Origin of the sequence: Zhongshania aquatica, from assembly GCF_027257955.1 — a bacterium.
Taxonomy (GTDB): Bacteria; Pseudomonadota; Gammaproteobacteria; order Pseudomonadales; family Spongiibacteraceae; genus Spongiibacter; species Spongiibacter aquatica.
On sequence record NZ_JANZNQ010000012.1, the window covers coordinates 13,081 to 33,331 of the forward strand.

At 48.9% G+C, this 20,251-nt stretch carries 23 protein-coding genes; 8 read left to right on the forward strand and 15 right to left on the reverse strand.

Going from position 1 to position 20,251, the window contains the following annotated elements:
• Positions 1-4: 4 nt before the first annotated feature.
• Genes O9X78_RS12945 through moaA form a run of 3 tightly spaced genes read right to left on the reverse strand, consistent with a single transcriptional unit; the run spans position 5 to position 2,462 of the window.
• On the reverse strand, positions 5-937 hold the full coding sequence (locus O9X78_RS12945) for an AAA family ATPase (RefSeq protein ID WP_269620122.1): 933 nt from the start codon (positions 935-937) through the stop codon (positions 5-7).
• A 23-nt stretch (positions 938-960) separates the two neighbouring features.
• The gene (locus tag O9X78_RS12950) at positions 961-1,449 is read right to left on the reverse strand and encodes a cupin domain-containing protein (RefSeq protein ID WP_269620123.1); all 489 of its coding nucleotides are present in this window, start codon (positions 1,447-1,449) and stop codon (positions 961-963) included.
• A gap of 11 nt (positions 1,450-1,460) precedes the next feature.
• Positions 1,461-2,462, reverse strand: coding sequence for a GTP 3',8-cyclase MoaA (gene moaA, locus O9X78_RS12955; protein ID WP_269620124.1), 1,002 nt, complete (start codon positions 2,460-2,462; stop codon positions 1,461-1,463).
• A gap of 118 nt (positions 2,463-2,580) precedes the next feature.
• Here moaA and O9X78_RS12960 point away from each other — a divergent pair, with 118 nt between their 5' ends.
• From O9X78_RS12960 to O9X78_RS12970, 3 genes are all read left to right on the forward strand, one after another.
• On the forward strand, positions 2,581-3,216 hold the full coding sequence (locus O9X78_RS12960) for a hypothetical protein (protein ID WP_269620125.1): 636 nt from the start codon (positions 2,581-2,583) through the stop codon (positions 3,214-3,216).
• Between the two features lie 229 nt (positions 3,217-3,445).
• Positions 3,446-4,459, forward strand: coding sequence for an aromatic ring-hydroxylating oxygenase subunit alpha (locus O9X78_RS12965; RefSeq protein WP_269620126.1), 1,014 nt, complete (start codon positions 3,446-3,448; stop codon positions 4,457-4,459).
• Between the two features lie 100 nt (positions 4,460-4,559).
• Positions 4,560-4,898: a hypothetical protein gene (locus tag O9X78_RS12970; RefSeq protein ID WP_269620127.1), complete on the forward strand. Its 339-nt coding sequence runs from the start codon at positions 4,560-4,562 to the stop codon at positions 4,896-4,898.
• Here O9X78_RS12970 and murI read toward each other — a convergent pair.
• Together murI and O9X78_RS12980 are read right to left on the reverse strand one after the other, a co-directional pair.
• Entirely contained in the window at positions 4,885-5,685 is an 801-nt protein-coding gene (gene murI, locus O9X78_RS12975; RefSeq protein ID WP_269620128.1) for a glutamate racemase, read from the reverse strand. The genes O9X78_RS12970 and murI overlap by 14 nt on opposite strands.
• 8 nt (positions 5,686-5,693) lie before the next feature.
• The gene (locus O9X78_RS12980; protein ID WP_269620129.1) at positions 5,694-6,173 is read right to left on the reverse strand and encodes a peroxiredoxin; all 480 of its coding nucleotides are present in this window, start codon (positions 6,171-6,173) and stop codon (positions 5,694-5,696) included.
• Positions 6,174-6,377: 204 nt separating this feature from the next.
• Here O9X78_RS12980 and O9X78_RS12985 point away from each other — a divergent pair, with 204 nt between their 5' ends.
• The 4 genes from O9X78_RS12985 (at position 6,378) to O9X78_RS13000 (ending at position 9,246) form a co-directional block, all read left to right on the forward strand.
• A complete protein-coding gene (locus tag O9X78_RS12985; RefSeq protein WP_269620130.1) occupies positions 6,378-7,142 on the forward strand; it encodes an adenosylcobinamide-GDP ribazoletransferase in 765 nt (254 codons plus the stop codon).
• 127 nt (positions 7,143-7,269) lie between these two features.
• Positions 7,270-7,824 (forward strand): glycine zipper 2TM domain-containing protein, encoded by a 555-nt coding sequence (locus O9X78_RS12990; RefSeq protein ID WP_269620131.1) that lies wholly within the window; start codon positions 7,270-7,272, stop codon positions 7,822-7,824.
• 77 nt (positions 7,825-7,901) lie between these two features.
• The gene (locus tag O9X78_RS12995; RefSeq protein WP_269620132.1) at positions 7,902-8,303 is read left to right on the forward strand and encodes a PA2779 family protein; all 402 of its coding nucleotides are present in this window, start codon (positions 7,902-7,904) and stop codon (positions 8,301-8,303) included.
• 91 nt (positions 8,304-8,394) lie between these two features.
• Positions 8,395-9,246 carry a PA2778 family cysteine peptidase gene (locus tag O9X78_RS13000; RefSeq protein ID WP_269620133.1) on the forward strand — a complete coding sequence of 284 codons (852 nt, stop codon included), beginning with the start codon at positions 8,395-8,397 and terminating at the stop codon, positions 9,244-9,246.
• A 98-nt stretch (positions 9,247-9,344) separates the two neighbouring features.
• Here O9X78_RS13000 and O9X78_RS13005 read toward each other — a convergent pair whose 3' ends face one another.
• From O9X78_RS13005 to O9X78_RS13020, 4 genes are all read right to left on the reverse strand, one after another.
• Complete coding sequence (locus tag O9X78_RS13005; protein WP_269620134.1) at positions 9,345-11,660, reverse strand: Tex family protein; 2,316 nt, start codon at positions 11,658-11,660, stop codon at positions 9,345-9,347.
• An 84-nt stretch (positions 11,661-11,744) separates the two neighbouring features.
• Positions 11,745-12,386 carry a TetR/AcrR family transcriptional regulator gene (locus tag O9X78_RS13010; RefSeq protein WP_269620135.1) on the reverse strand — a complete coding sequence of 214 codons (642 nt, stop codon included), beginning with the start codon at positions 12,384-12,386 and terminating at the stop codon, positions 11,745-11,747.
• A 185-nt stretch (positions 12,387-12,571) separates the two neighbouring features.
• Entirely contained in the window at positions 12,572-13,072 is a 501-nt protein-coding gene (locus O9X78_RS13015; RefSeq protein ID WP_269620136.1) for a hypothetical protein, read from the reverse strand.
• A 179-nt stretch (positions 13,073-13,251) separates the two neighbouring features.
• Positions 13,252-13,719 (reverse strand): hypothetical protein, encoded by a 468-nt coding sequence (locus tag O9X78_RS13020; protein ID WP_269620137.1) that lies wholly within the window; start codon positions 13,717-13,719, stop codon positions 13,252-13,254.
• 312 nt (positions 13,720-14,031) lie between these two features.
• On the opposite strand from O9X78_RS13020, the gene O9X78_RS13025 reads away from it, so the two are divergent.
• On the forward strand, positions 14,032-14,838 hold the full coding sequence (locus O9X78_RS13025) for an alpha/beta hydrolase (RefSeq protein WP_269620138.1): 807 nt from the start codon (positions 14,032-14,034) through the stop codon (positions 14,836-14,838).
• A gap of 26 nt (positions 14,839-14,864) precedes the next feature.
• Here the strand turns inward: O9X78_RS13025 and O9X78_RS13030 are convergent, their stop codons facing one another.
• The 6 genes from O9X78_RS13030 to O9X78_RS13055 all read right to left on the reverse strand — a co-directional run bounded on the left by O9X78_RS13030 (position 14,865) and on the right by O9X78_RS13055 (position 20,127).
• Positions 14,865-16,064 (reverse strand): class I SAM-dependent methyltransferase, encoded by a 1,200-nt coding sequence (locus tag O9X78_RS13030; protein ID WP_269620139.1) that lies wholly within the window; start codon positions 16,062-16,064, stop codon positions 14,865-14,867.
• Positions 16,065-16,195: 131 nt separating this feature from the next.
• Positions 16,196-17,848 (reverse strand): phosphoenolpyruvate carboxykinase, encoded by a 1,653-nt coding sequence (locus O9X78_RS13035; RefSeq protein ID WP_269620140.1) that lies wholly within the window; start codon positions 17,846-17,848, stop codon positions 16,196-16,198.
• A gap of 69 nt (positions 17,849-17,917) precedes the next feature.
• On the reverse strand, positions 17,918-18,769 hold the full coding sequence (hslO, locus tag O9X78_RS13040; RefSeq protein ID WP_269620141.1) for an Hsp33 family molecular chaperone HslO: 852 nt from the start codon (positions 18,767-18,769) through the stop codon (positions 17,918-17,920).
• 72 nt (positions 18,770-18,841) lie between these two features.
• Positions 18,842-19,237 carry an RNA-binding S4 domain-containing protein gene (locus tag O9X78_RS13045; protein WP_269620142.1) on the reverse strand — a complete coding sequence of 132 codons (396 nt, stop codon included), beginning with the start codon at positions 19,235-19,237 and terminating at the stop codon, positions 18,842-18,844.
• Positions 19,238-19,251: 14 nt separating this feature from the next.
• Positions 19,252-19,920, reverse strand: coding sequence for a GMP/IMP nucleotidase (gene yrfG / locus O9X78_RS13050; RefSeq protein WP_269620143.1), 669 nt, complete (start codon positions 19,918-19,920; stop codon positions 19,252-19,254).
• 27 nt (positions 19,921-19,947) lie between these two features.
• A complete protein-coding gene (locus O9X78_RS13055; RefSeq protein WP_269620144.1) occupies positions 19,948-20,127 on the reverse strand; it encodes a hypothetical protein in 180 nt (59 codons plus the stop codon).
• Positions 20,128-20,251: the final 124 nt, after the last annotated feature.

Here is a 20,251-nt window from a genome sequence, read left to right on the forward strand (position 1 = left end):
GCGATTAGTGATCACTATTCGCGCGCTTGATAAGGCCGTGTAGTTCAGGGCTGACCATTGCGATGTCTTCTTCGTACTTGAGCAGTACATTGAGGGTGCTTTCAACCAATTCCCGCGACAGACTGTTGCAGTGCAGGAGCAGCAGACTGCGCGCCCAATCAATGGTTTCGCTTATTGCGGGTTGTTTTTTTAAATCCAGGTCGCGAACGGCATGCACAAAATTTACTAGCTGCCGACGTAACTCGTCTGGTACTGCAGGCACTCTGCTTTGTACAATTTTGCTTTCTAATTTTGCTTCCGGGAAGGGAATGTACAAATGCAGACAGCGGCGTTTAAGGGCATCGCTCAGGTCCCGGGTGTTGTTACTGGTTAATATCACCAAGGGTTTGTGGGTTGCTCTTAGTGTGCCAATTTCTGGCAGAGTGACACTAAAGTCGGCAAGAATTTCTAACAGAAGCGATTCGAACTCGTAGTCGGCTTTGTCTATTTCGTCGATGAGTAATACGGCACCGTCGTTACTTTGCAGCGCTTTTAACAAGGGGCGGGGTTCTAAAAATCGCTCTGAGTAAAAGATGTCGTCAAAATTATGAAGTCGCTCCACCGCATTCGCTAAGCCCTCGGTACCATCGAGGATGTTGTGGAGCTGTTCTTTTAATACTTGCACATAAAGGAGCTGTTTGCTGTATTTCCAGTCGTAGAGTGCTTTGCTTTCGTCCAGACCTTCATAACATTGCAGACGGAAAAGAGGTTTCGCTAACATTGCAGCTGTCGCATTGGCGAGTTCGGTTTTACCAACGCCCGGCGGCCCTTCAATAAGAATGGGGCGCTCTAATTGTTGTGCAATATAAAGTGTCGTCGCAATAGCTGAGCTCGCGATGTATCCCTGTTCGGCGAGCCTATCGATTAGCTGGGCTATGTCGTTGCTGGCATCAGTCATAAGTAGTCCGAAAAATCAGTAAATTAGCGAGATATAAGATGCTTTAGCGCCGGCCAGTGCTGTAAATAGTGTTGCTGAATATGGCTGGCGTCGGCGAGTTCGTGGTCATCAAAATCAAAACCTGGGCAAACGGCTTCAGAGATTAAGCTATGATTGCCATGTAATAGCTCAGAAGCTTTCCAGTAGCCGCCCGGCACTAGCATTTGAAGCTGTTGTCCGGCGGCTAAATCCGGGCCCATTACCACGCGTTCTAGATTTCCAGCAGGTGATAGCAGTGTGTAATGAACTGGGCTGCCGTGCTGCCAAAAATGCAGAATATCAGAACGGTTTCGGTGCAGATGGCCGACGGGGCTTTCTTTATTAAGAAGGTAGAAAATTGACGACATTGCCGCACGCGTGTTGCTTTTATGGGATGAGGTGAAGGTTCTACAAAAGTAGCCACCTTCAAGATGGGGCTCTAGATTGAGCCGCTTGATTAGTTCATCGCTGCTGGTGATCTTCGCGTTAGACATGGCGTGTTGTGTTAGCCGCCGGTGGTGTTCATAAACCGGACGATCTGTGGTTCGTCATCCAGTGAAAAATGATGACGCTCAGGTTTGAGGTCCATGGCCTTGATGATGGCCTCACGTAATTTTTGATCATCTCCGGGATAGCGGTCTACGATCTCTTTCAAGCTGACCGAGTGTTCATTGCCAAGACAGAGCAGCAGACGACCTTCTACAGTTAGGCGCACTCGATTGCATAAATGGCAGAAGTTGTTGCTATGGGGCGAAATAAATCCGATCCGCGAGGTGCTATCACTCATGCGATAGTAGCGCGACGGCCCACCGGTATTTTCGGTAGTCGGGGTAAGGGCGTAGCGAGATTCTATTTTGCTGCGAATTTGCTCGCTGCTGATAAAACTCAGTGCTCGATCGTGTTCGCTAATATTGCCTAGTGGCATTTCTTCTATAAAACTAATGTCGATATGCTTATCGCGGACATAATCGATTAAATCTAAAATTTCGTCGTCGTTCCGTCCTTTTAGGATCACAGCGTTAAGCTTTAGGCGTTGAAATCCGGCGTCACGAGCGGCGTCGATACCGGTTAATACTTTTTTTAGTTCACCAAATCGGGTTAATTCTTTAAAGCGATCTGGCTGTAGGCTGTCTAGGCTGATGTTGATGCCAGTTAGGCCGGCGGCTTTTAGCGGTGCGGCGAACTTGTCGAGTTGCGCGCCATTAGTGGTGAGGTGCAGTTGTTCTAGCTGCTCTAGTTGGCCTAGGCGCTCGACCAATGCCATCACATTTTTGCGGACCAAGGGCTCTCCGCCGGTCAGGCGAATTTTTTTTACCCCCAAGTGCACGAAACTACTAGCGATGTCGTACAACTGCTCTAAAGTGAGAATTTGCGCGCGGGGCAAAAAGGTCATATCTTCCGACATGCAATACACGCAGCGGAAGTCGCAGCGGTCGGTGACCGATAGTCGCAGGTATTCAACCCCGCGACCAAAGCGGTCTTGTAGTGGCGTGTCGGTGTTTATCATGGCTTGGATGTTATCACATGTGATGAAGTCAGGCTGCGGTGCTAAGTGTTTGTTTTACGGTTACAACGGGCTGTAACATTACAATAACGGATTTTTAATTTAGTCTCAGGGGCGACAAATGAAACTTTTCAATACTTTAGCGTTAATTTCAGTCTGTGCCGCGCTGCCGGTGTATGCGGCGGGTAGTGCAGCAAATGCTAATAATTCAGCACAGGCGCCGCAAAATCAGGCTCAGGCAAAAACCAATACTAGTGCGGGGGTGCAGTCAGGCGGCATTTATGACCGTCACGGTCGGCCAGTGACAGCAATGGAAGTCGGAAAAGCCCGTGCCGCTGAAGCTGCGGTCAAAAAAGCGGGTGTCGCGCCAGATTCTACCGAAGCCGCGATGATTCGTATCAGCGCTGGGCAGTCTCCAGAAACCGCCTACGAACCCTTTGACGGCATCTACGACGCCCAAGGAAACCGTATTAGTAGTAAACAGGCGGCAGAGGAGCTGGCGGTTGAGGAGGTTGTACGTCGCAGTGGTGCCGAGCCGGGTTCTGAGCGTGAAGCGATCATTCGTGCCGCCGCAGGTGGTGAAACTGAAACCGAGGCGGGGGATGAAGTTGATGGCCCGACAATGGAGGAGGTGGCAAAAGAGATTGCTGTGCAGCAAGCTATTCTTCGTACTGGTGTGCAGCCAGGATCGGCTAACGAATCACTAATTCGTATGGGCGCGGATGTGATGATGGAACGGTATAAAAGCTGGAAGTAATGCCCCTTGTGTGGCGATCTCTCGGATCGCCACACCTATATAACAATAAGTCGTACCACTAAATTTGGCGTTTTTTGCCAGTTTCCTGTCTCATTTTGTCATTGTCTCTGCAGTTTCAAAGAGTAAAGTGTGGGGCAATTCTGGGGTTCTGTTCGCAGGATCTGCTACACCGTACTGAGGTCTGACTTTTTAGCAATAGCGCCAGACCGGTTCAGCCAAGGACGAGATCATGATGAGCGATACTAATACGATAAAGCGTTATCCAATGCCCATGCCATTTGGTTGGTTTGCGGTTTCTTATTCTGATGAATTGGCGCCAAGCCAGTCACGGGCCGTGCATTACTTCGGACAAGAATTGGTGTTATTTCGTACCGAGGCTGGTAAGGCGGTATTGATGGAGGCCTATTGCCCGCATTTGGGTGCGCATTTGGGTCACGGCATTCACGAACGCTCCGGCACCGGTGGCGGCCGTATTGAAGGCAATAATATTGTCTGCCCCTTCCATTCATGGAAATTTAGCCCCGAAGGTGAGTGTGTAGAAGTACCGTACGCCAAGAATATGCCGCCGAAAGTTGCCGGTAAGAAGTGCCTTAAAAGTTTTCCCATCCGTGAAACAAATCAGGTCGTTTGGGCTTGGTATCATCCCGACGGTGTTGCCCCATTGTGGGAAGTGATTAGTCACGATGAGGCCAATAGCGATGATTGGTCTCCGCAGGATCGCTACGAGTGGATTATTAATACACATCCGCAAGAGATGGCAGAAAATGCCGCTGACCCCGCGCATTTCAAATACGTGCATGGCACCGCATCTTTCCCTGAATGGGAGACCACCTACGACGGTTACTTTGTTCGGGGGCTACAGGTGGCAAATATGCCAACGCCACGTGGCGAGGTAAAAGGCTCAATTCGCACGGGCAGTGCAGGTCCAGGGCAGGGCTTTACCAAGTTCGAAGGTATTGCCGATACGTTTTTACTTGGCCTAACAACACCTATCGATGAGCACAAGGTGCAGGTACGCTTTGCATTCATTCAGCCCAAGGTAAATGGAGAAGTGAAGAAGGGGGGGGTCAACGCAGCGATTATTGCTAATATTGTTGGTCAGCTCGAAGAAGACAAGCCTATTTGGGAGCATAAAATTTACCGTCCGCTGCCAATTCTGTGCGACGGCGATGGGCCAATTGCTAAATTCCGTAAATGGTATAGCCAATTTTATGCGGAAGGATTTGATCCCCGCGCACTATAGTTTTATTTCGCGTTGTTTTTAGTGTTGGTCATCCGGTGGGGCTGCGTCCCGCCGGATTTTCTGTATACTTTGGCAATCAGTAAACTTGCCGGAAAGTGTAATGCGTTTTTTTGTTCCCTCTGTTTTTATTTTTACACTGTGCGCACCCTTAGTTCATGCATCTTGCGTTATTCCCTTGCCACCGCAGCATTTCCCTAACGGTTCTGTAGCGGATGCAGAGGCCATGGATTTCGCAAAACGTCGAATTGAGCGCTACCTCGATAATAGTCAGCGTTTTATAAAGTGTTTAGATACGATGGACAAAACGGCCATTGGCACTGGCCGAGATAATGAAGAGCGTCGCCGACGCCGCATCAATAATTACAATGCGGCTATGGAAAATACTGCGCTGGTCATCCGTGAATACGAAGAGAGTGTGCGTAAGTTTAATAATCGATAAGGCAAAGCCTAGAGTCTTCTAGGCGACGTTTTAAGATGGGTGTTGCTTCCTCCTTCCCTAGAATTAGTACCTCCTGTAGACCATGCTCTCCTGCACTATCGAGGGGTAGATTGAGTTCGTTGATCACATGTGCAACACGCCGTGCTATTGCTTCGCCGGAATCAATCCACTGCAGATTGGGTAGCAACTCTGAAAGTGGTTTTTGCATCAGCGGAAAATGAGTGCAGGCTAAAACCACGGTATCCATTTCAGCAGCGCGAGGGTGCTCGCTAAGCGCAGCTTTGATCTGTTGTAGAACCTCGTCAATATTACTGTCGTGCCAAAATAGAGATTCAATTGCGGGGGCCAAAATTCGGCTTCCCACCGGTATTACACAGCAATGCGAGGCAAAATCATTGATTAATTGCGCGGTGTAGGCGCGGGCCACGGTGCCCGGGGTGGCGAGTAATCCAATCACGCCGCTTACACTGCGCTGCGCTGCGGGTTTTATGGCTGGGACGACACCAATGACGGGAATACTTAGAATGCTGCGAAGCGCCGGTAATACCGCGGTGCTAGCAGAGTTGCAGGCCATTACTAAGATGTCGGCGGCGTGTCGCTGTAAGACAGCAGTCACCGCCTGACAAATATGTGTGACCAGCTCTTCCTCCTGCCACTCTCCATAGGGAAAGCCACCGTGATCCATGGCGTAGAGAAGATTGGCTTGGGGAATAAGCTGATGAATCGCGGCGCCGATGCTCAATGAGCCGACGCCGGAATCAAACACTAACACGCGTGGTGCGTGCATGTTGGGGATCACAGCAGGGCGAGAATTTTTTCTGCCGCGCTTACATCAACTGCACCGGTAGGTTCGAGTGCTAAATGACTGACGGTGCCGTTGTCGACAATCATTGCGTAGCGGCGCGAGCGATTGCCAAGACCAAAGCCTGAACCATCCATGACTAAGCCAAGTGCTTCGGTCAGTTCGCAGTTGCCGTCGGCCAACATCAGTAATTCTTCAGCATTCTGGCTTTTGCCCCATGCATCCATTACAAAGGCGTCATTTACAGATATGCAGGCGATGGTGTCCACGCCTTTTGCTTTGATTTTGTCGGCGTTTACAACATAGCCAGGCAAGTGGGTCAGAGTGCAGCCTGGGGTAAATGCGCCGGGCACGGCGAACAATACAACTTTCTTGCCAGAAAAAATTTCTTCGCTGCTAATGTCCTGCGGGCCTTTTTCGCCCATAACTTTGAGTGTAACTGCTGGGATTTTATCGCCTGTCTGAATGCTCATAGTAGAACCCTTATTTATGTCTAGCGAGTGTGAAGTTGTTAGTTTAGCAGAGCGGAGTTGCTGTGGTAATGCAGTAAAAATATCTGATCTAGATTGCCGCAGTCACTTAGACGACTTAGCGTACAATGGTTCGTAATTTCGGGATAATGTTTTTGAACTGGTGCTTGGTGCAAGCTCGGAAAGCCCTGTTTATGGAGTATGTAGGTGATAACTCGTCAACAATTGCAGCGAGAATGGCAGGTATTTCTACTTGCCGTGGGATTTTTAACGCGGATACCGGTCCCCGCTGACCCAGATTTTAGCGAAGAAAAACTAAACGGGGCATCGCGCTACTTTCCCTTGGTGGGATTAATCGTCGCTGGCGTTTCTGCGCTGGTATTTGTTGCCGTCGCCGCTCTTTTTACCAATACGTTGATTGCCGTGCTGCTATCAATGGTCGCATCAATATTGTTAACGGGGGCCTTCCACGAGGATGGCTTTGCAGACAGTTGCGATGGCTTTGGCGGCGCATGGCGGTCAGAAGACGTGCTGCGAATTATGAAGGATTCGCGTATCGGCACCTACGGTGCTGTGGCCTTAGTATTGGTGCTAGGGCTTAAAGCGGCGGCACTGACTGCCATGCCATCGACCTCAGAATTAGTTGGCGCCTTGTTTTGGGCGCATGTGCTTAGTCGCTGGCTATCGACGTCTTATCTGGTCGATTTGCAGTATGTCCGCGGTGAGGGGAAATCTAAGCCGCTAGCGACCGCCATGAAGATGAAAGACTGGCTACTCTCTGGATTACCTCTGATAGCGCTATTCTTGTGGGCAGAGTTGCCGCCGTTTATTCCATTATTGGCGACACTGCTTGTTTTTCGTTTCTTTTATGCCGCCTATTTGCGGCGCCGTATCGGCGGATATACCGGCGACGCGCTCGGCGCTGGCCAGCAAATAGCAGAGATCATGGTGTATTTAGCGTTTTTACTATGAGTTCAAAAATCGAAAGTGTGAATACTGCACTACCTTTCATAGAGGGTTGTCGGCACTCTTAGGTACATAGTAGGTCGTAGTGTTACAAGGATATGAAGTCTGAGACACAGGAAAAGAGGATACAGACATGAATACAAGTTTATTAGTTGGCGGAATATTTGGTGCAGTCGCGGTAACTGCAGTGGGCAGTTACGCGGGCTACAACAATTATGTAGAAAACAAGAAACCACTTTTTGCTGAGGTTCTTGAGACGAAGCCGGTAACTGAAACCTACTTTACCAACCGCGAAGAGTGTTATGACGAGGTTGTGCAGCATCAGGCTGAGGTTAAAGACGAGAACAAAATTACCGGTACAATCTTAGGTGCGGTAATTGGCGGTGTTATCGGTAAACAAGTTGGCGGTGGCAATGGTAAAAAACTCGCAACGGTAGCAGGTGCGGCTGCCGGTGGTTATGCCGGTAATAAAGTTCAGGGCAATATGCAGCAAAAAGACGTATATACCACCACTGAGCGTCGCTGTAATACTGTGCAAGACCCTCAACAGCGGGTTACTGGTTACAGTGTAACCTATAAATTAGATGGCGAAACTGGCACCGTTGTCATGGATCATAAACCGGGGAACACTATACCCGTTCAAGATGGTCAGTTGGTGCTAAACAAAACGGAGACCCAAGAGCTATAGGCTCTAGGCGTTTTCAAAAGTGTATGGCTGATAATTTTGGTCATCAAGTTAACCATTGTGGATAAAGGAAGTAAATTATGGCTAGGACAACATTAAAACGTAGCACCACGGCGATTGTGATGAGCGGTTTCATGGTATGGACTGGCGTGATGGCCACAACGGCGTCTGCCAGCGTTATTGGCACGGATCACATGGTGGCTGAGTACGCAGTTAAAGAGCATCGCGCTGAAATGAAGGCGGCTCTGTCGCAAGACAATGTTCGTGAGCGCCTAGTAGAGTTAGGTGTATCGCCAGCGGATGTAGAGGCGCGTATCGATGCATTAACACCCGCAGAGTTAGCTATGTTGCAGGAAAAAATGGATCAACTACCTGCCGGTGCCGGTGCAGTTGGTTTACTAGCGTTACTGGTATTGATCTTCTTTATTACTGATATTCTTGGTATCACTGATATATTCCCCTTTGTGAATGCGGCTAACTAGTATTCTCATCACATGCCTGCTTTTGCAGGCATGTTCCTCTATACCTTTGAATGAATCTGTTGCATCCCTGCCAAGGCAGCGGCAACTGGTCGTGCCTTTTGTCGAACAGCAATCCCATTATTGTGGCCCAGCAGCGCTTACAGAAATTGCGCGGTTTTGGGGTTTAGAGGCCGATCAACAATCATTAGCAAAACAATTATTTATTCCGGATAAAGAGGGTTCGCTCGCAATTGAAATGCAGGCGACCTCACGGCGTTTAGGCTTACTTCCCTATCCGCTAGCCAAGAATCTATCGGCAGTTCTCAGCGAAATAGATGCTGGCAACCCCGTGTTGGTATTTCAAAATCTTGCTTTTTATTGGTGGCCGCAGTGGCATTACGCCGTTGTTGTTGGTTACGACCTAGAGATGGAAGAACTCATTTTGCACTCTGGCAGCCATGAAAATTACCGGCTGTCGTTTAGAACATTTATGAGCACATGGTCGCGAACTAATTACTGGGCGCGAGTATTAACAGATAGCAGTCGTCTGCCTGCCACAGCGAAACCGGCTCAGTACATCTCGACCGCTTATGAATTTGAACAAGTAGGGGATGCCGAACTCGCAACAGCGTTTTATTCCTTAGCTGCTGAGCAATGGCCAAATTCGAAGCCGGTATTAACCGCCTTAGCGAACGTCGCTCTCACACAGGGCGATACTCCTCGTGCGCTTGAATTATTTGGTCGCCTATTACAAACAAATCCAGACGACCCTGCGCTCTGGAATAATTATGCCTTCGCACTGCTAGCGCAACATTGCCGAGGCGAGGCCTTGTCCGCGATCACAACAGCGATCGAGTTGGCCGAAGATAAGGCGCCGTATCAGCAGAGCCTTGATGAGATTCGCTCTGGAGGAGACAAGCAATCGGAGCAGTGTGAGTTTGATGGCGAATGGAATAAGCCTTAAAAATAAGGCTTATTTAAACAAATAGTTCGATACGCACGGGTTAAAAATAGCCAATTGCATATCGAAACTAGGGCTCGGCAATGCCGAACCCTAGTTGTTTACAAGCGCCCTTTTTGATTCTGCTTAGCTTGGGCAAATAGCGCGGCCATCGTTGAATTTACTTCTTTTTGTGGCGCTTGCTTTGGTACAGCGGGTGCTCTGCGACTGCCGCGACGATCCCCACCGTTATTGCTCGAATCCTGCTCGCTGGCTTTGTCTTCTAAGCGCATGGAGAGAGCAATACGCTTGCGTTGAGCATCTACCTCCATAACCTTAACTTTAACAATGTCACCAGCTTTAACGACGGTGCGCGGGTCTTTAACAAACTGATTCGCTAGCGCAGAGATATGCACTAGGCCATCTTGATGCACCCCGATGTCTACAAAGGCACCAAAGTTGGTGACGTTGGTGACTACACCCTCCAAAATCATATCGGGTTCGAGGTCAGAGATTTTCTCGATACCGTCTTTGAAACTCGCTGTTTTAAAGTCAGGACGAGGGTCGCGGCCCGGTTTGTCTAGCTCGGCAACAATATCGGTAATAGTGGGTATACCAAAGCGCTCGTCGGCGTACTCGCTAGGCTTGATGGTTTTGAGAAAGTTACTGTCGCCGATCACGTCATTTACCGCACGACCACAGCGATTGACGATTTTCTCTACCACACTGTATGACTCGGGATGTACTGCCGAGCTATCCAGCGGGTTGTCGCCGCCCATGACGCGTAAGAATCCTGCCGCTTGCTCGAAGGTTTTGGCGCCGAAGCGACTCACTTCCATCAATTGCGCCCGATTTTTAAAGGCGCCGTGTTGATCACGGTATTCAACAATATTGGCAGAGATGCTTTGATTGAGGCCAGATACGCGCGCTAATAAGGCGGGGGAGGCGGTATTTACGTCCACCCCGACAGCGTTTACACAGTCTTCAACTACGGTGTCTAGAGTGCGAGATAGGGCGGTTTGTGAAACATCGTGCTGATACTGGCCTACGCCGATAGATTTTGGGTCGATTTTAACCAGTTCCGCCAGTGGGTCTTGCAGGCGACGAGCGATGGAAATCGCACCCCGAATGGTGACGTCGAGATTCGGAAACTCCCGTGCCGCGTATTCAGACGCCGAGTAAATTGACGCGCCTGATTCATTCACCATCACACTGGTGCAGCCAAGCTCTGGTCGCGCCGCCAGTAAGTCTTTAACAAAGCGCTCGGTCTCGCGGCTGGCGGTGCCGTTGCCAATCGCGATCAGCTCTACATTGTGCTTTTTGATCATGGCCAAGAGGATGGCGGCGGATTCTGCAATTTTGTTTTGTGGCGGGGTTGGGTAAATCGCACAGTGATCCAGTACTTTGCCGGTGGCGTCGATAGCGGCGACTTTGACACCGGTACGCATGCCAGGGTCGAGTCCAATAGTGGCGCGTTGACCAGCAGGGGCGGCCAATAATAGGTCTTTCAAGTTTTGGGCAAACACATCAATGGCAGCGGTATCTGCTAGCTCGCGTAATTGGCCCAGTAAGTCAGTTTCTAAGTGTGTGTAGAGCTTTATACGCCAGGTCCAGCGAATAACCTCCTTCAGCCAGCCGTCAGCAGGGCGGCCTTCATCAACCACATTCCAGTGCTTAGCCACCATGATTTCGCAGGGGTGGACACTGCCTTCTTCTTCGTTGAATTTAATTGCCAAGCTCAGCACGCTTTCATTGCGGCCGCGGAACATCGCCAGCGCACGGTGCGATGGCGTCGTTTTTAAGGCTTCGCTGTGGGCAAAATAGTCGCGGAATTTTTCGCCTTCGGTTTCCTTGCCGGTCATGACGGTGCTACACAGCAGGCCTTCTTCCCATAGGAAATTACGCAGCTTGGCGAGTAAGTCTGCGTTTTCGCTTAGGCGCTCCATAAGAATGTATTTCGCGCCGTCCAGTGCCGCTTTCACGTCGGCAACACCGAGGTCGGCATTGAGATACTCTAGGGCCAGTACTACCGGGTCTTGGCTAGGATCGTCAAACAGGGTGTCTGCCAGTGGCTGTAAGCCGGCTTCTATCGCTATTTGGCCTTTCGTGCGGCGCTTTTGTTTGTAGGGAAGGTAGAGGTCTTCTAGGCGGTTTTTAGTGTCTGCGGCTAGAATGTCCCTTTCTAACTCTGGCGTGAGCTTTTCCTGCTCGCGAATGCTGTTGAGTATACTTTGCCGGCGATCTTCCAATTCCCGCAGGTAGCCTAGTCGAGATTCCAAGTCGCGCATTTGAGTATCATCTAGGCCGCCGGTGACTTCTTTCCGATAGCGGGAGATGAATGGAACAGTCGCACCTTCATCTAGTAAGGCTATGGCTGCGCTAACTTGGGCTTCTTTGACGCCCAGTTCTTGGGCTATACGGCTGGGGATGGAATTCATAAGGCTTTATTGTCCGGTTTAAGAAGCCGGACATTATGCAAAAACTATGGAGCTGGTGCGAGCCTTGACAGCGCTCATTTTCATCTATTGTTCGTTGATCGCCAAGGCTTCGAAGAGGGCGCAGCATTCGTCGTAGAAATAGCGATACTCAGGACGCAAATGTTGTGATACCAGCGACATTACCTGAAAAACACCTTGGTGGATCATAATTTCATCACTGGTGTTGCGTTCGCGAAGCTGGTTGTAGTTGAGCCAAAAGGTAAGTGACATGGCTACATTGTCGCAGAGCCGTTCGAGGAGCATGTCATCTAGGTCAATAAAATTTTGCGCTCGCAATTCCGTCGCAACCGCTCGAACCGCCTGTACTTTTAACTCGAGTAATTTAGAGAATTTTTTACTGATTTGAGGGTAGCGCTGCAAAATGTCGTTGAGATTTCTATAGAGATAGCGATGATTAAATATGTGCTCAAAAACAATGTATAAGTAAAACCACGCGTCTTTTGCGCCCAGTGTCTTTTCTATAGGGGCGCTTAGTATGTCTATTAATTCAATGTCAAAGGCGGCAAATAATTCTTGAATAATCTCTTCTTTGCCATGGAAATGGTAGTAGAGATTACCTGGGCTAATATTCAGTTCGTTGGCGATATCAACCGTCGTGACATTTGGCTCACCTTCAGCATTAAATAATCGCAGGCTACTTAATAAAATTTTGTCGCGGGTTTTCATGCGTGTAACTAAACTCTTATAGGCGAGGCGACAAGGTGCCACGAAGCGACGGTGGTGTCTAGTTGTGTGGTTTTACGAGTGGCGTATTGGAGAGAATTGAGAGGCTAAAATAAAACAAGCTCCTGTCAATCCGACGGGAGCTTGTTTTAACTTTCTTCGCTTAAAAAAACGCAAGTTCAAACGTTTTATTCCGCTTTAGTGGCTGCTTTTTTAGCCGGCGCTTTACGAGCAGCTTTTGCTTTAGGTGCAGCAGCGGTAGCGGCTTTGGCAGCAGGCGCTTTTGCTGCTGCAGCTGGCTTGGTCGCTTTTGCCAGTGAATCAACTTTCTTGCTCAGCGCATCGAGTTTTTTCTCTAAACGCTGAAGGTCATCTGCGCTGGCGGTGTGACCGAAGCCAAGGCTAGCACGCATTTTACTGATGCGCTCTTCGATGGAGGTTGTTTTGCCAATGCTGGTAACTTCGCCTAGCTTTTCACGAGCTTGGCTTTCAAGGCGTGAACCTTTATCAACCAAGTCTGTAAACAAGCGTGGAGTTTCCTTGCTAGCCTTTTCGTAGCGGTCGTGAGCTTCATCATAAGCTCTGCCGTAGGCGCCAAGGCCGGCAAGCCATATGCTTTTGGCTAATTCGCTAGCCTGATTCGTTACGTCTTTAAGATCTTGCAGGCTTTTTTTACTGTCTTTGCTCATGGTTTTCTCCATTGCAAACGGTTCACTGAATAGATTGGTATATAAACACGCCAATACACCAAAGAAATTTGTTCTGCGCTCGGGTATGAAAAAAGCACGATGGCCAATCGGCGCATCGTGCAAAAGCATAGGTGAGATACAGACCTAGGATTTGGTACCTTGAAACAGGCACCGAATGCTTACGATGCGCTTACGACTTCGGCTGCGTCATCGGCACTGCTAGAAACTTTGCTTTTTACTTTACCAAAGCTTTCGCGCAGAGTTTTCATTTGACCTTCAACAGCAGCGTTACTTTCGCTTTTCAGTTCTTCGAACTTAGCAAGTGCCTGTGCCTTGGTGTCTTTGAACTTAATAACGGCTTGTGACTTGCTGCTTTCAATTTTGCTGGTGAACTGTGTTTTGCTGTCTTTAACCATAGAGATAGTGTCGCTTTGTACTTTCTCACCGCGAGCGACTAAGCTATCGAAAAATTCGTTGCGCTTGCTGTAAGCGTCTTTGCATTTGCTTTCGGTTTCTTTCAGCTTGGCTTCAGTTTGCTTCAGTAGCTCTTGGCTTTGCTCAAAAACTTTGCCGGCCAGACCAAGATTGGCTAGAAATACGTCTTTTGCTAACGCATTTGCTTTTTCAATTTTGCTTGCTTCGGTCATACTGATGTCCTCGTGTAAAATTAAGGTGTTTATGAGGTATGTGGCCCAAGCCAGATCTACATAAACTCGCTGATTGAGACCAAGCTTACGGATAAAAATTAGAAACCGCATACTAATAAAAAAAATAGCTCAGTGATTTCCCCTATTTTGCTTCATAGTTATTGTTCGTTAGTGTTACCTCTCGATAAAACGTAGATTGCGTCAAGGACGATATTGCGGTTATATAACTGTTACTCTTTGGGGCGAATTCGACTAAGTGGGTCGGCATCACCTTAGTAAAAATACGAAGTGTAGATAGCGTGAGGGGACACAATGGATAATAAGAATATAAATGACGTTGTCGCTAAAATTACGGCGCCGACGTTTTTTAATACTGCTAAGGAATTGCGCGTTATTTTTGAGATGCTGGCAATGGCATCGTTCCGATCACGCCTAGATACTTTGAAGCGAGGTGACGGTCATCCGGTGGTGATTGCGCCATCTTTTATGACCGGCGATGGCGGCACTGCGGCATTGCGAACATTTTTACGGCGTTCTGGGTTCGCAGCTTACGGCTGGGAACAGGGACGTAATACCGGCCTAAGAGAGCAGGTTTATCTTAATTTCGAGAGTCACGTTAAGGATTTGGCCGCCCGTCATTTTAAGAAGGTAAGCGTAGTCGGATGGAGTTTGGGGGGGGTTTATGCGCGGACATTAGCAAATAAGAACCCGGATATTGTTCGCCAAGTAATTACCTTGGGCTCGCCAATTCATATTCCCGATATGAGCGGCGTAACTGGGCCTGTCTTAAAGCTGTATGAAATGCTGAATCCTGGTGCGATGACTGATCCAATGTTGGAGTGGGGAGATTGCTGGCGTGACATGCCAAAAGTACCGTCTACTGCGATTTATAGTGAGGGCGACGGCATTGTAGATTGGAATTTATGCGTTGATAAAATGTTGGGAGCACACTCGGAGAATCTGCGGGTACCCGGCAGTCATGTTGGATTAACTCATAATCTAGCGGTGATGTACGCGATTGCAGATCGCTTAGTTCAACGAGAGGGGCAGTGGCGCCCGTTTGATTTAAGTGGGATTCGTGGTCGAGTGTTTGGTCGAACGCCATCACTGGCGGTCTAATCATTAGGCCGTTTAGCGGCCTATAGTTAATTCGCCTGCTGTAATAACTGTTCCAAACAGTGTTCCTCAATACCATAAAAGCGCTTTAACTCGGCGATTTGATCTAGTGTTTGACTATTATCTCGCTGAGTTTTGCGTTTTAGCGCTAATATCATTTTATTTTTGTTGGTGTGTTCTAAGGAAATAAATTCAAATACTTGGGTGTCGTAGCCATTTGCCTCTAGTAGCAGTGCCCGCAAACCGTCGGTGATCATTTCCGCCTCTTGTCCAAGATGGATGCCATGTTGTAACAGCGGCGCTAGTATCGGTGGGGTTTTTAACTGGGGTCGAATCTGTTTGTGGCAACACGGTGAGCACATGATGATATCGGCGTTGCTGCGAATTCCCATATTGATTGCATAATCTGTGGCGGTGTCGCAGGCGTGCAGTGCGATCATGATATTAATGTTTTGGGCTGCGAAATGCTGTACGTCGCCCTGCTCAAATTTAATACCGCCAAGGTCGAGTTTGGTCGCGGTTTGATTGCACAAATCAACCAAGCCTTGGCGTAGCTCTACGCCGGTAACCCGTGGCGATATGGCGAGGGTGTCGCTTAGGTAGTCATGAACGGCGAAGGTCAAATAAGCCTTGCCAGAGCCGAAGTCAGCTATATGAATTTCTCGCTGTTTGGTGAGTTCGGTTTTATCAATCGCGGCTGATAATACTTCAATAAACTTATTAATTTGTTTCCACTTGCGTGACATCGCAGGAATAACGTGCCCTTTGCTGTCGGTGACGCCCAAGGCTTGAAGGTAGGGGCGGTCTTGTTTGACAAAGCGATTCTTGTCTCGGTTATGGGATATATCGACATTGGTCTCAGTTTTAATGTCTTTTATACGATGTTCACTTAGCAGCGCTTTACCCTTTTTACTGAACCGCAGTTGAATTTCTGCAGATTGACTAAACAGGTGGGCGTTTTTAAATTCCTCGCCTAAATAGTTTGCCAATAAGGTGAGTGATTCTTCAATAGGGATATTCTTGGTTATATGCTGCGTTTGGTATTCGTATAAAAAAGACAGAACAAGACTGTTTTTTAATAGGACAGGCCGTATGGTTACGCGGTTTAGTCCGGCATCCCTGCCTTGGTATTTTGACAGTACTAAACGTTGCAGTGCGCCATTGTTGAAGGCCTGCTGGAGTTGGTCTAGAAAGTACAGGACTTCTTCTGGCGTATTGGTAGCCGACATGATTTACCTAAGTATTTGGTTTGCAAGGCGGTGAGCCCGTTTAATGCGGCTAGTATAGAGCAAGGAGCGTATGTTTTGTTCAGGCGAAAAAAAGGGCAGCTGAGCTGCCCTTTCTTACTATCGTATTGCGCTTAGCCTTTTGGGCCAGCAGCGATGATGGCATCTGATACATCAAATTTCTTAATGTTTTCTTGGAACAACTTAGCCAGCTTACTAGCTTCGGTGTCGTAAGCGTCAGTATCGCCCCACGCCTTACGTGGGTTAATGTATTTATCATCAACGCCAGGAATAGACTTAGGAATGGTTAGATTCAGCGCCTCTAGGGTCTCTGTCTCTGCACCAATCAGAACACCGTTTTGTGCTGCGGCTACCACAGCGCGGGTTACTGGAATTGGGAAGCGTGAGCCCGTTCCGCCTGCGGCACCTGAGCCACCCGTCCAGCCGGTGTTAATCAGGTAAACCTGCGAGTCGAAGTCTTCGATGCGCTTCATTAACAGTTCTGCGTATTCGCCAGCGGCACGCGGCATAAACGGTGCGCCAAAGCAGGTAGAGAAGGTGGGGTGAATGCCCGCTTCTGCGCCTAGTTCGGTTGAGCCAACACGTGCGGTATAACCGCTTAGGAAGTGGAATGCCGCCGCCTCTTTAGACAGAATCGAAATTGGTGGGATAACACCAGAAACGTCGCAGGTCAGGAAGATAACAGTTTTCGGTTCGCCAGCGGCGTTTTCGATAACGCGCTTTTCAACGTTTTCGAGTGGGTAGCAGCAACGACCGTTCTCGGTCAGGCTGGTGTCGTCGTAGTCTGCCGTGCGGGTGTGCTCGTCAATGACCACGTTTTCGACAATTGAGCCAAAGCGAATTGCGTCCCAGATAATGGGTTCGTTTTTTTGGCTTAGGTTGATGGTTTTTGCGTAGCAGCCGCCTTCGATATTGAAAACTGAGCCTTTTGCCCAGCCGTGTTCGTCATCGCCAATCAAGTAGCAGCTTGGATCTGCTGACAGGGTGGTTTTACCCGTGCCAGACAAACCAAAGAATAAAGTGGTTTTGCCTTCTTCATCAACGTTGGCCGAGCAGTGCATTGGCATAACGTCTTTTTCTGGCAGCAGGAAGTTCTGAACAGAGAACATCGCTTTTTTCATTTCACCAGCGTAACGCATACCGGCTAACAGTACTTTGCGCTGTGCAAAGTTAATGATAACGCAGCCATCAGAGTTTGTGCCGTCACGCTCAGGGTCGCAAACAAAGCCAGCGCAGTTGATGATCGTCCACTCTTCCTTGCCCTTGGGGTTGAACTTGGTTGGGCGTACGAACATATTACGACCAAACAGACCTTGCCACGCGGTTTGTGTGTTAACAACAACAGGAATGTAATGGTCTTCGTGGGCGCCGACATGAAGTTGAGAAACGAAACTGTCGTGATCTGCTAGGTAGTCTTGGACACGATCCCATAGGGCGTCGAATTTAGCGCTGTCGAAGGGGCGGTTTACACTGGTCCAATCGATCGAATCTGAGGTTGAGGGCTCTTGCACGATATAACGGTCGCCGGGTGAACGGCCGGTGCGCTTGCCGGTAGTGACTACCAGTGCGCCGGTGTCTGCGAGTCGTCCTTCGCCACGGCTTAGGGCTTGCTCAATCAATTGCGCGGGGGTTAAATCCTTGTATATCGTCGTTTCAGCACTCATTCTCTGTTTTCCTGTCACGTAATCCTGAGAGCAGCCTAGGTCTAGCAGTGGGGTCGGAGAGCAATGAAAACCCCCGTGATGGCTGGTAATTTGGGGCGCCATTATTACAAAAAACCCATAGCAGCGCTAACCTTTGCAGACATAAATATGCTTTTGGGTATTTTTACTGAATTAATGCCGCGTAATGGTGGTGTTTTGGTCGAACATTGCCGCAATGTCAGTCGGGCTAAAATGATATAAACGGTTGCAAAATTCGCAGTTGGTCTCGATTTGCCCCTGCTCGCGAATAATGTCGTTTAACTCCTCTTGGCCTATCGATATCAGTGCTTTTTCAACCCGCTGGCGACTGCATTGGCAGCGGGCGATCAGGGGTTTGGCTTCAAATAATCTTACCGCGTCTTGGTGGTATAAGCGGTAGAGCAAATCTTCCGCGCTCAGTGTGAGTAGCTCTTCATCCCGCACAGTATCTGCGATGGTGGTCAAATGCTGCCAGCGGTCTTTATCGGGAGTCTTGCTAGGAAGTTCTTGGAGCATGAGTCCGGTGGCGTGTGTGGCATCGGCGCATAGCCAAATTCGAGTAGACAGTTGCTCGCTTTGCTGAAAATAGGCTTCTAGGCAATGTGCCAAGCTGTCGCCATCCAAGCTCACGATGCCTTGGTAGCGTTTGCCGTGTTTAGGGTCGATGGTCATTGCAAGTTGGCCATTGCCAACGAGGGTTTTGAAATCAAGGCTCATGGCTTCGTTCGCATCGCGTGCAATGGCGCGCAGTTCTCGCTCTGAATTGGCCTCGGCCATTATGAGTGGCACTTCTCCGTCACCACGGACCTGAAGAATGAGCGAACCTTCGAATTTGATTGTGGCGCTAAGTAGACTGGCGGCGGCGAGGAATTCCCCCAGTAAATTGGCCACGCCGGGTGGATAGTGATGAATATTGAGAATGTCCTGATAGCTCTTTTCTAAGCGGACATGTTCACCGCGCACGTCGGTATTATCGAAAATAAAGCGGCTTATCGTGTCGCTCATGGGAGTGGGTATTCCATATCTGAATTGAAGTGGAATTATAACGGGTTCGACGATATTAATCTGTCTTGGGTGTTAATCTGTTGTGCGTTGAAAGCGATGAATTTGCCGACGTTGTTTTTTATTGGGGCGTTCGGATTGGGCGAAAGCACTGCCAAGCGCTTTGCGATCTGCGGCCTGCTGTTCCCGTGCGCTAATACTGTCGGCGGTTTCCGCGTAAAGCAGTGCTGCTTCTGGTGCACCGCGGCGCTGGTCAGATAGGGCGACAATGTCGACGACTTTAGTATCGAATCCGACTCGGATGCTAAGTTGGGCGCCAACTTGGACTTCTTTGCTGACTTTACAGCGATCACCGTTGTACTGAACCTTGCCTCCTTCAATGGCCTGCTTTGCCAAGCTGCGCGTTTTGTAGAAGCGGGCAGCCCATAACCATTTATCGAGGCGAATGCCACTTTGGGATGATTGAGTCATATAAATGTTTGGCTTTATCGAGTAGGTGGTGTGATCGGTAAAATTTCATCAAAGCTTAACACTGCAGGATAGCTTAGCGCCTCACGGATGGCCTGTTTGCTATCTGGTTGGCGCAGCGTTAATAAGTGGCGGATTCCAAATATCGCGGCGGCGTCTAAAACGCTAGCGGTGTCGTCTACCAGTAAACTGCGATCGGGATCGAAATGCCAGTGTTGCTGGAGTTGTCGCCAAAATTCGGGGTCTTCTTTGGGGATGCCAATCTCGTGAGAGCTAATAATTTTGGGGATGTGTTGGCCAAGGTCAGTGTGCTCGAGCTTGAGATTTAAACTGCCGTGATGGGCATTGGTGACTAACCATGTTTCACAGTGACTGGCGTTCAGCGCATTGAGAAAATCTTTGGTACTAGGGTGAGGTGCGATGAGATGGGCAACTTCGCGCTTAAGTGCAACAATATCGACCTTGAGTTGCTCTGACCAGTAATCTAGACAATACCAGTTTAGCGATCCCTTCTCCGCCACAATGCGGCTCATAAGGTGCTCAGTTACAAGGTCTGGGTCGCCGCCATGAATATCGAGGTAGCGGCGGGGTAAATGCTGTGTCCAGAAAAAATTATCGTAGTGCAGGTCTAGCAGGGTGCCGTCCATATCTAGCAGAACGGTGTCTATATCTTGCCAATCAATCATAGGGTGCCATGGTGTGTGGCACAGGGTTTAGTTGGCGGCCCGTACCTGTTTAAATTTGGTGCTAACGGCATCACGCATTTCAATAACTTCAGCGTAGTTAACATTTAACCACCATTCAGCGCGATTACTACCAAATTGGCTGATAGCGTTTAAATTACGACGCATCTCATGGAAAATTGAACCGTCTTGATTGCTAGCACTATTCATTGTTGTTGCCCTCTGCACAGTTGATTCGGTTGTTTCGTTAACCGTGTATTCAAGGTACTGAGAGTGGCTGCAATGCAGTATAGGGAAAAGCCCTTACTGAGTGAACCTATGTGATGAAACTGTG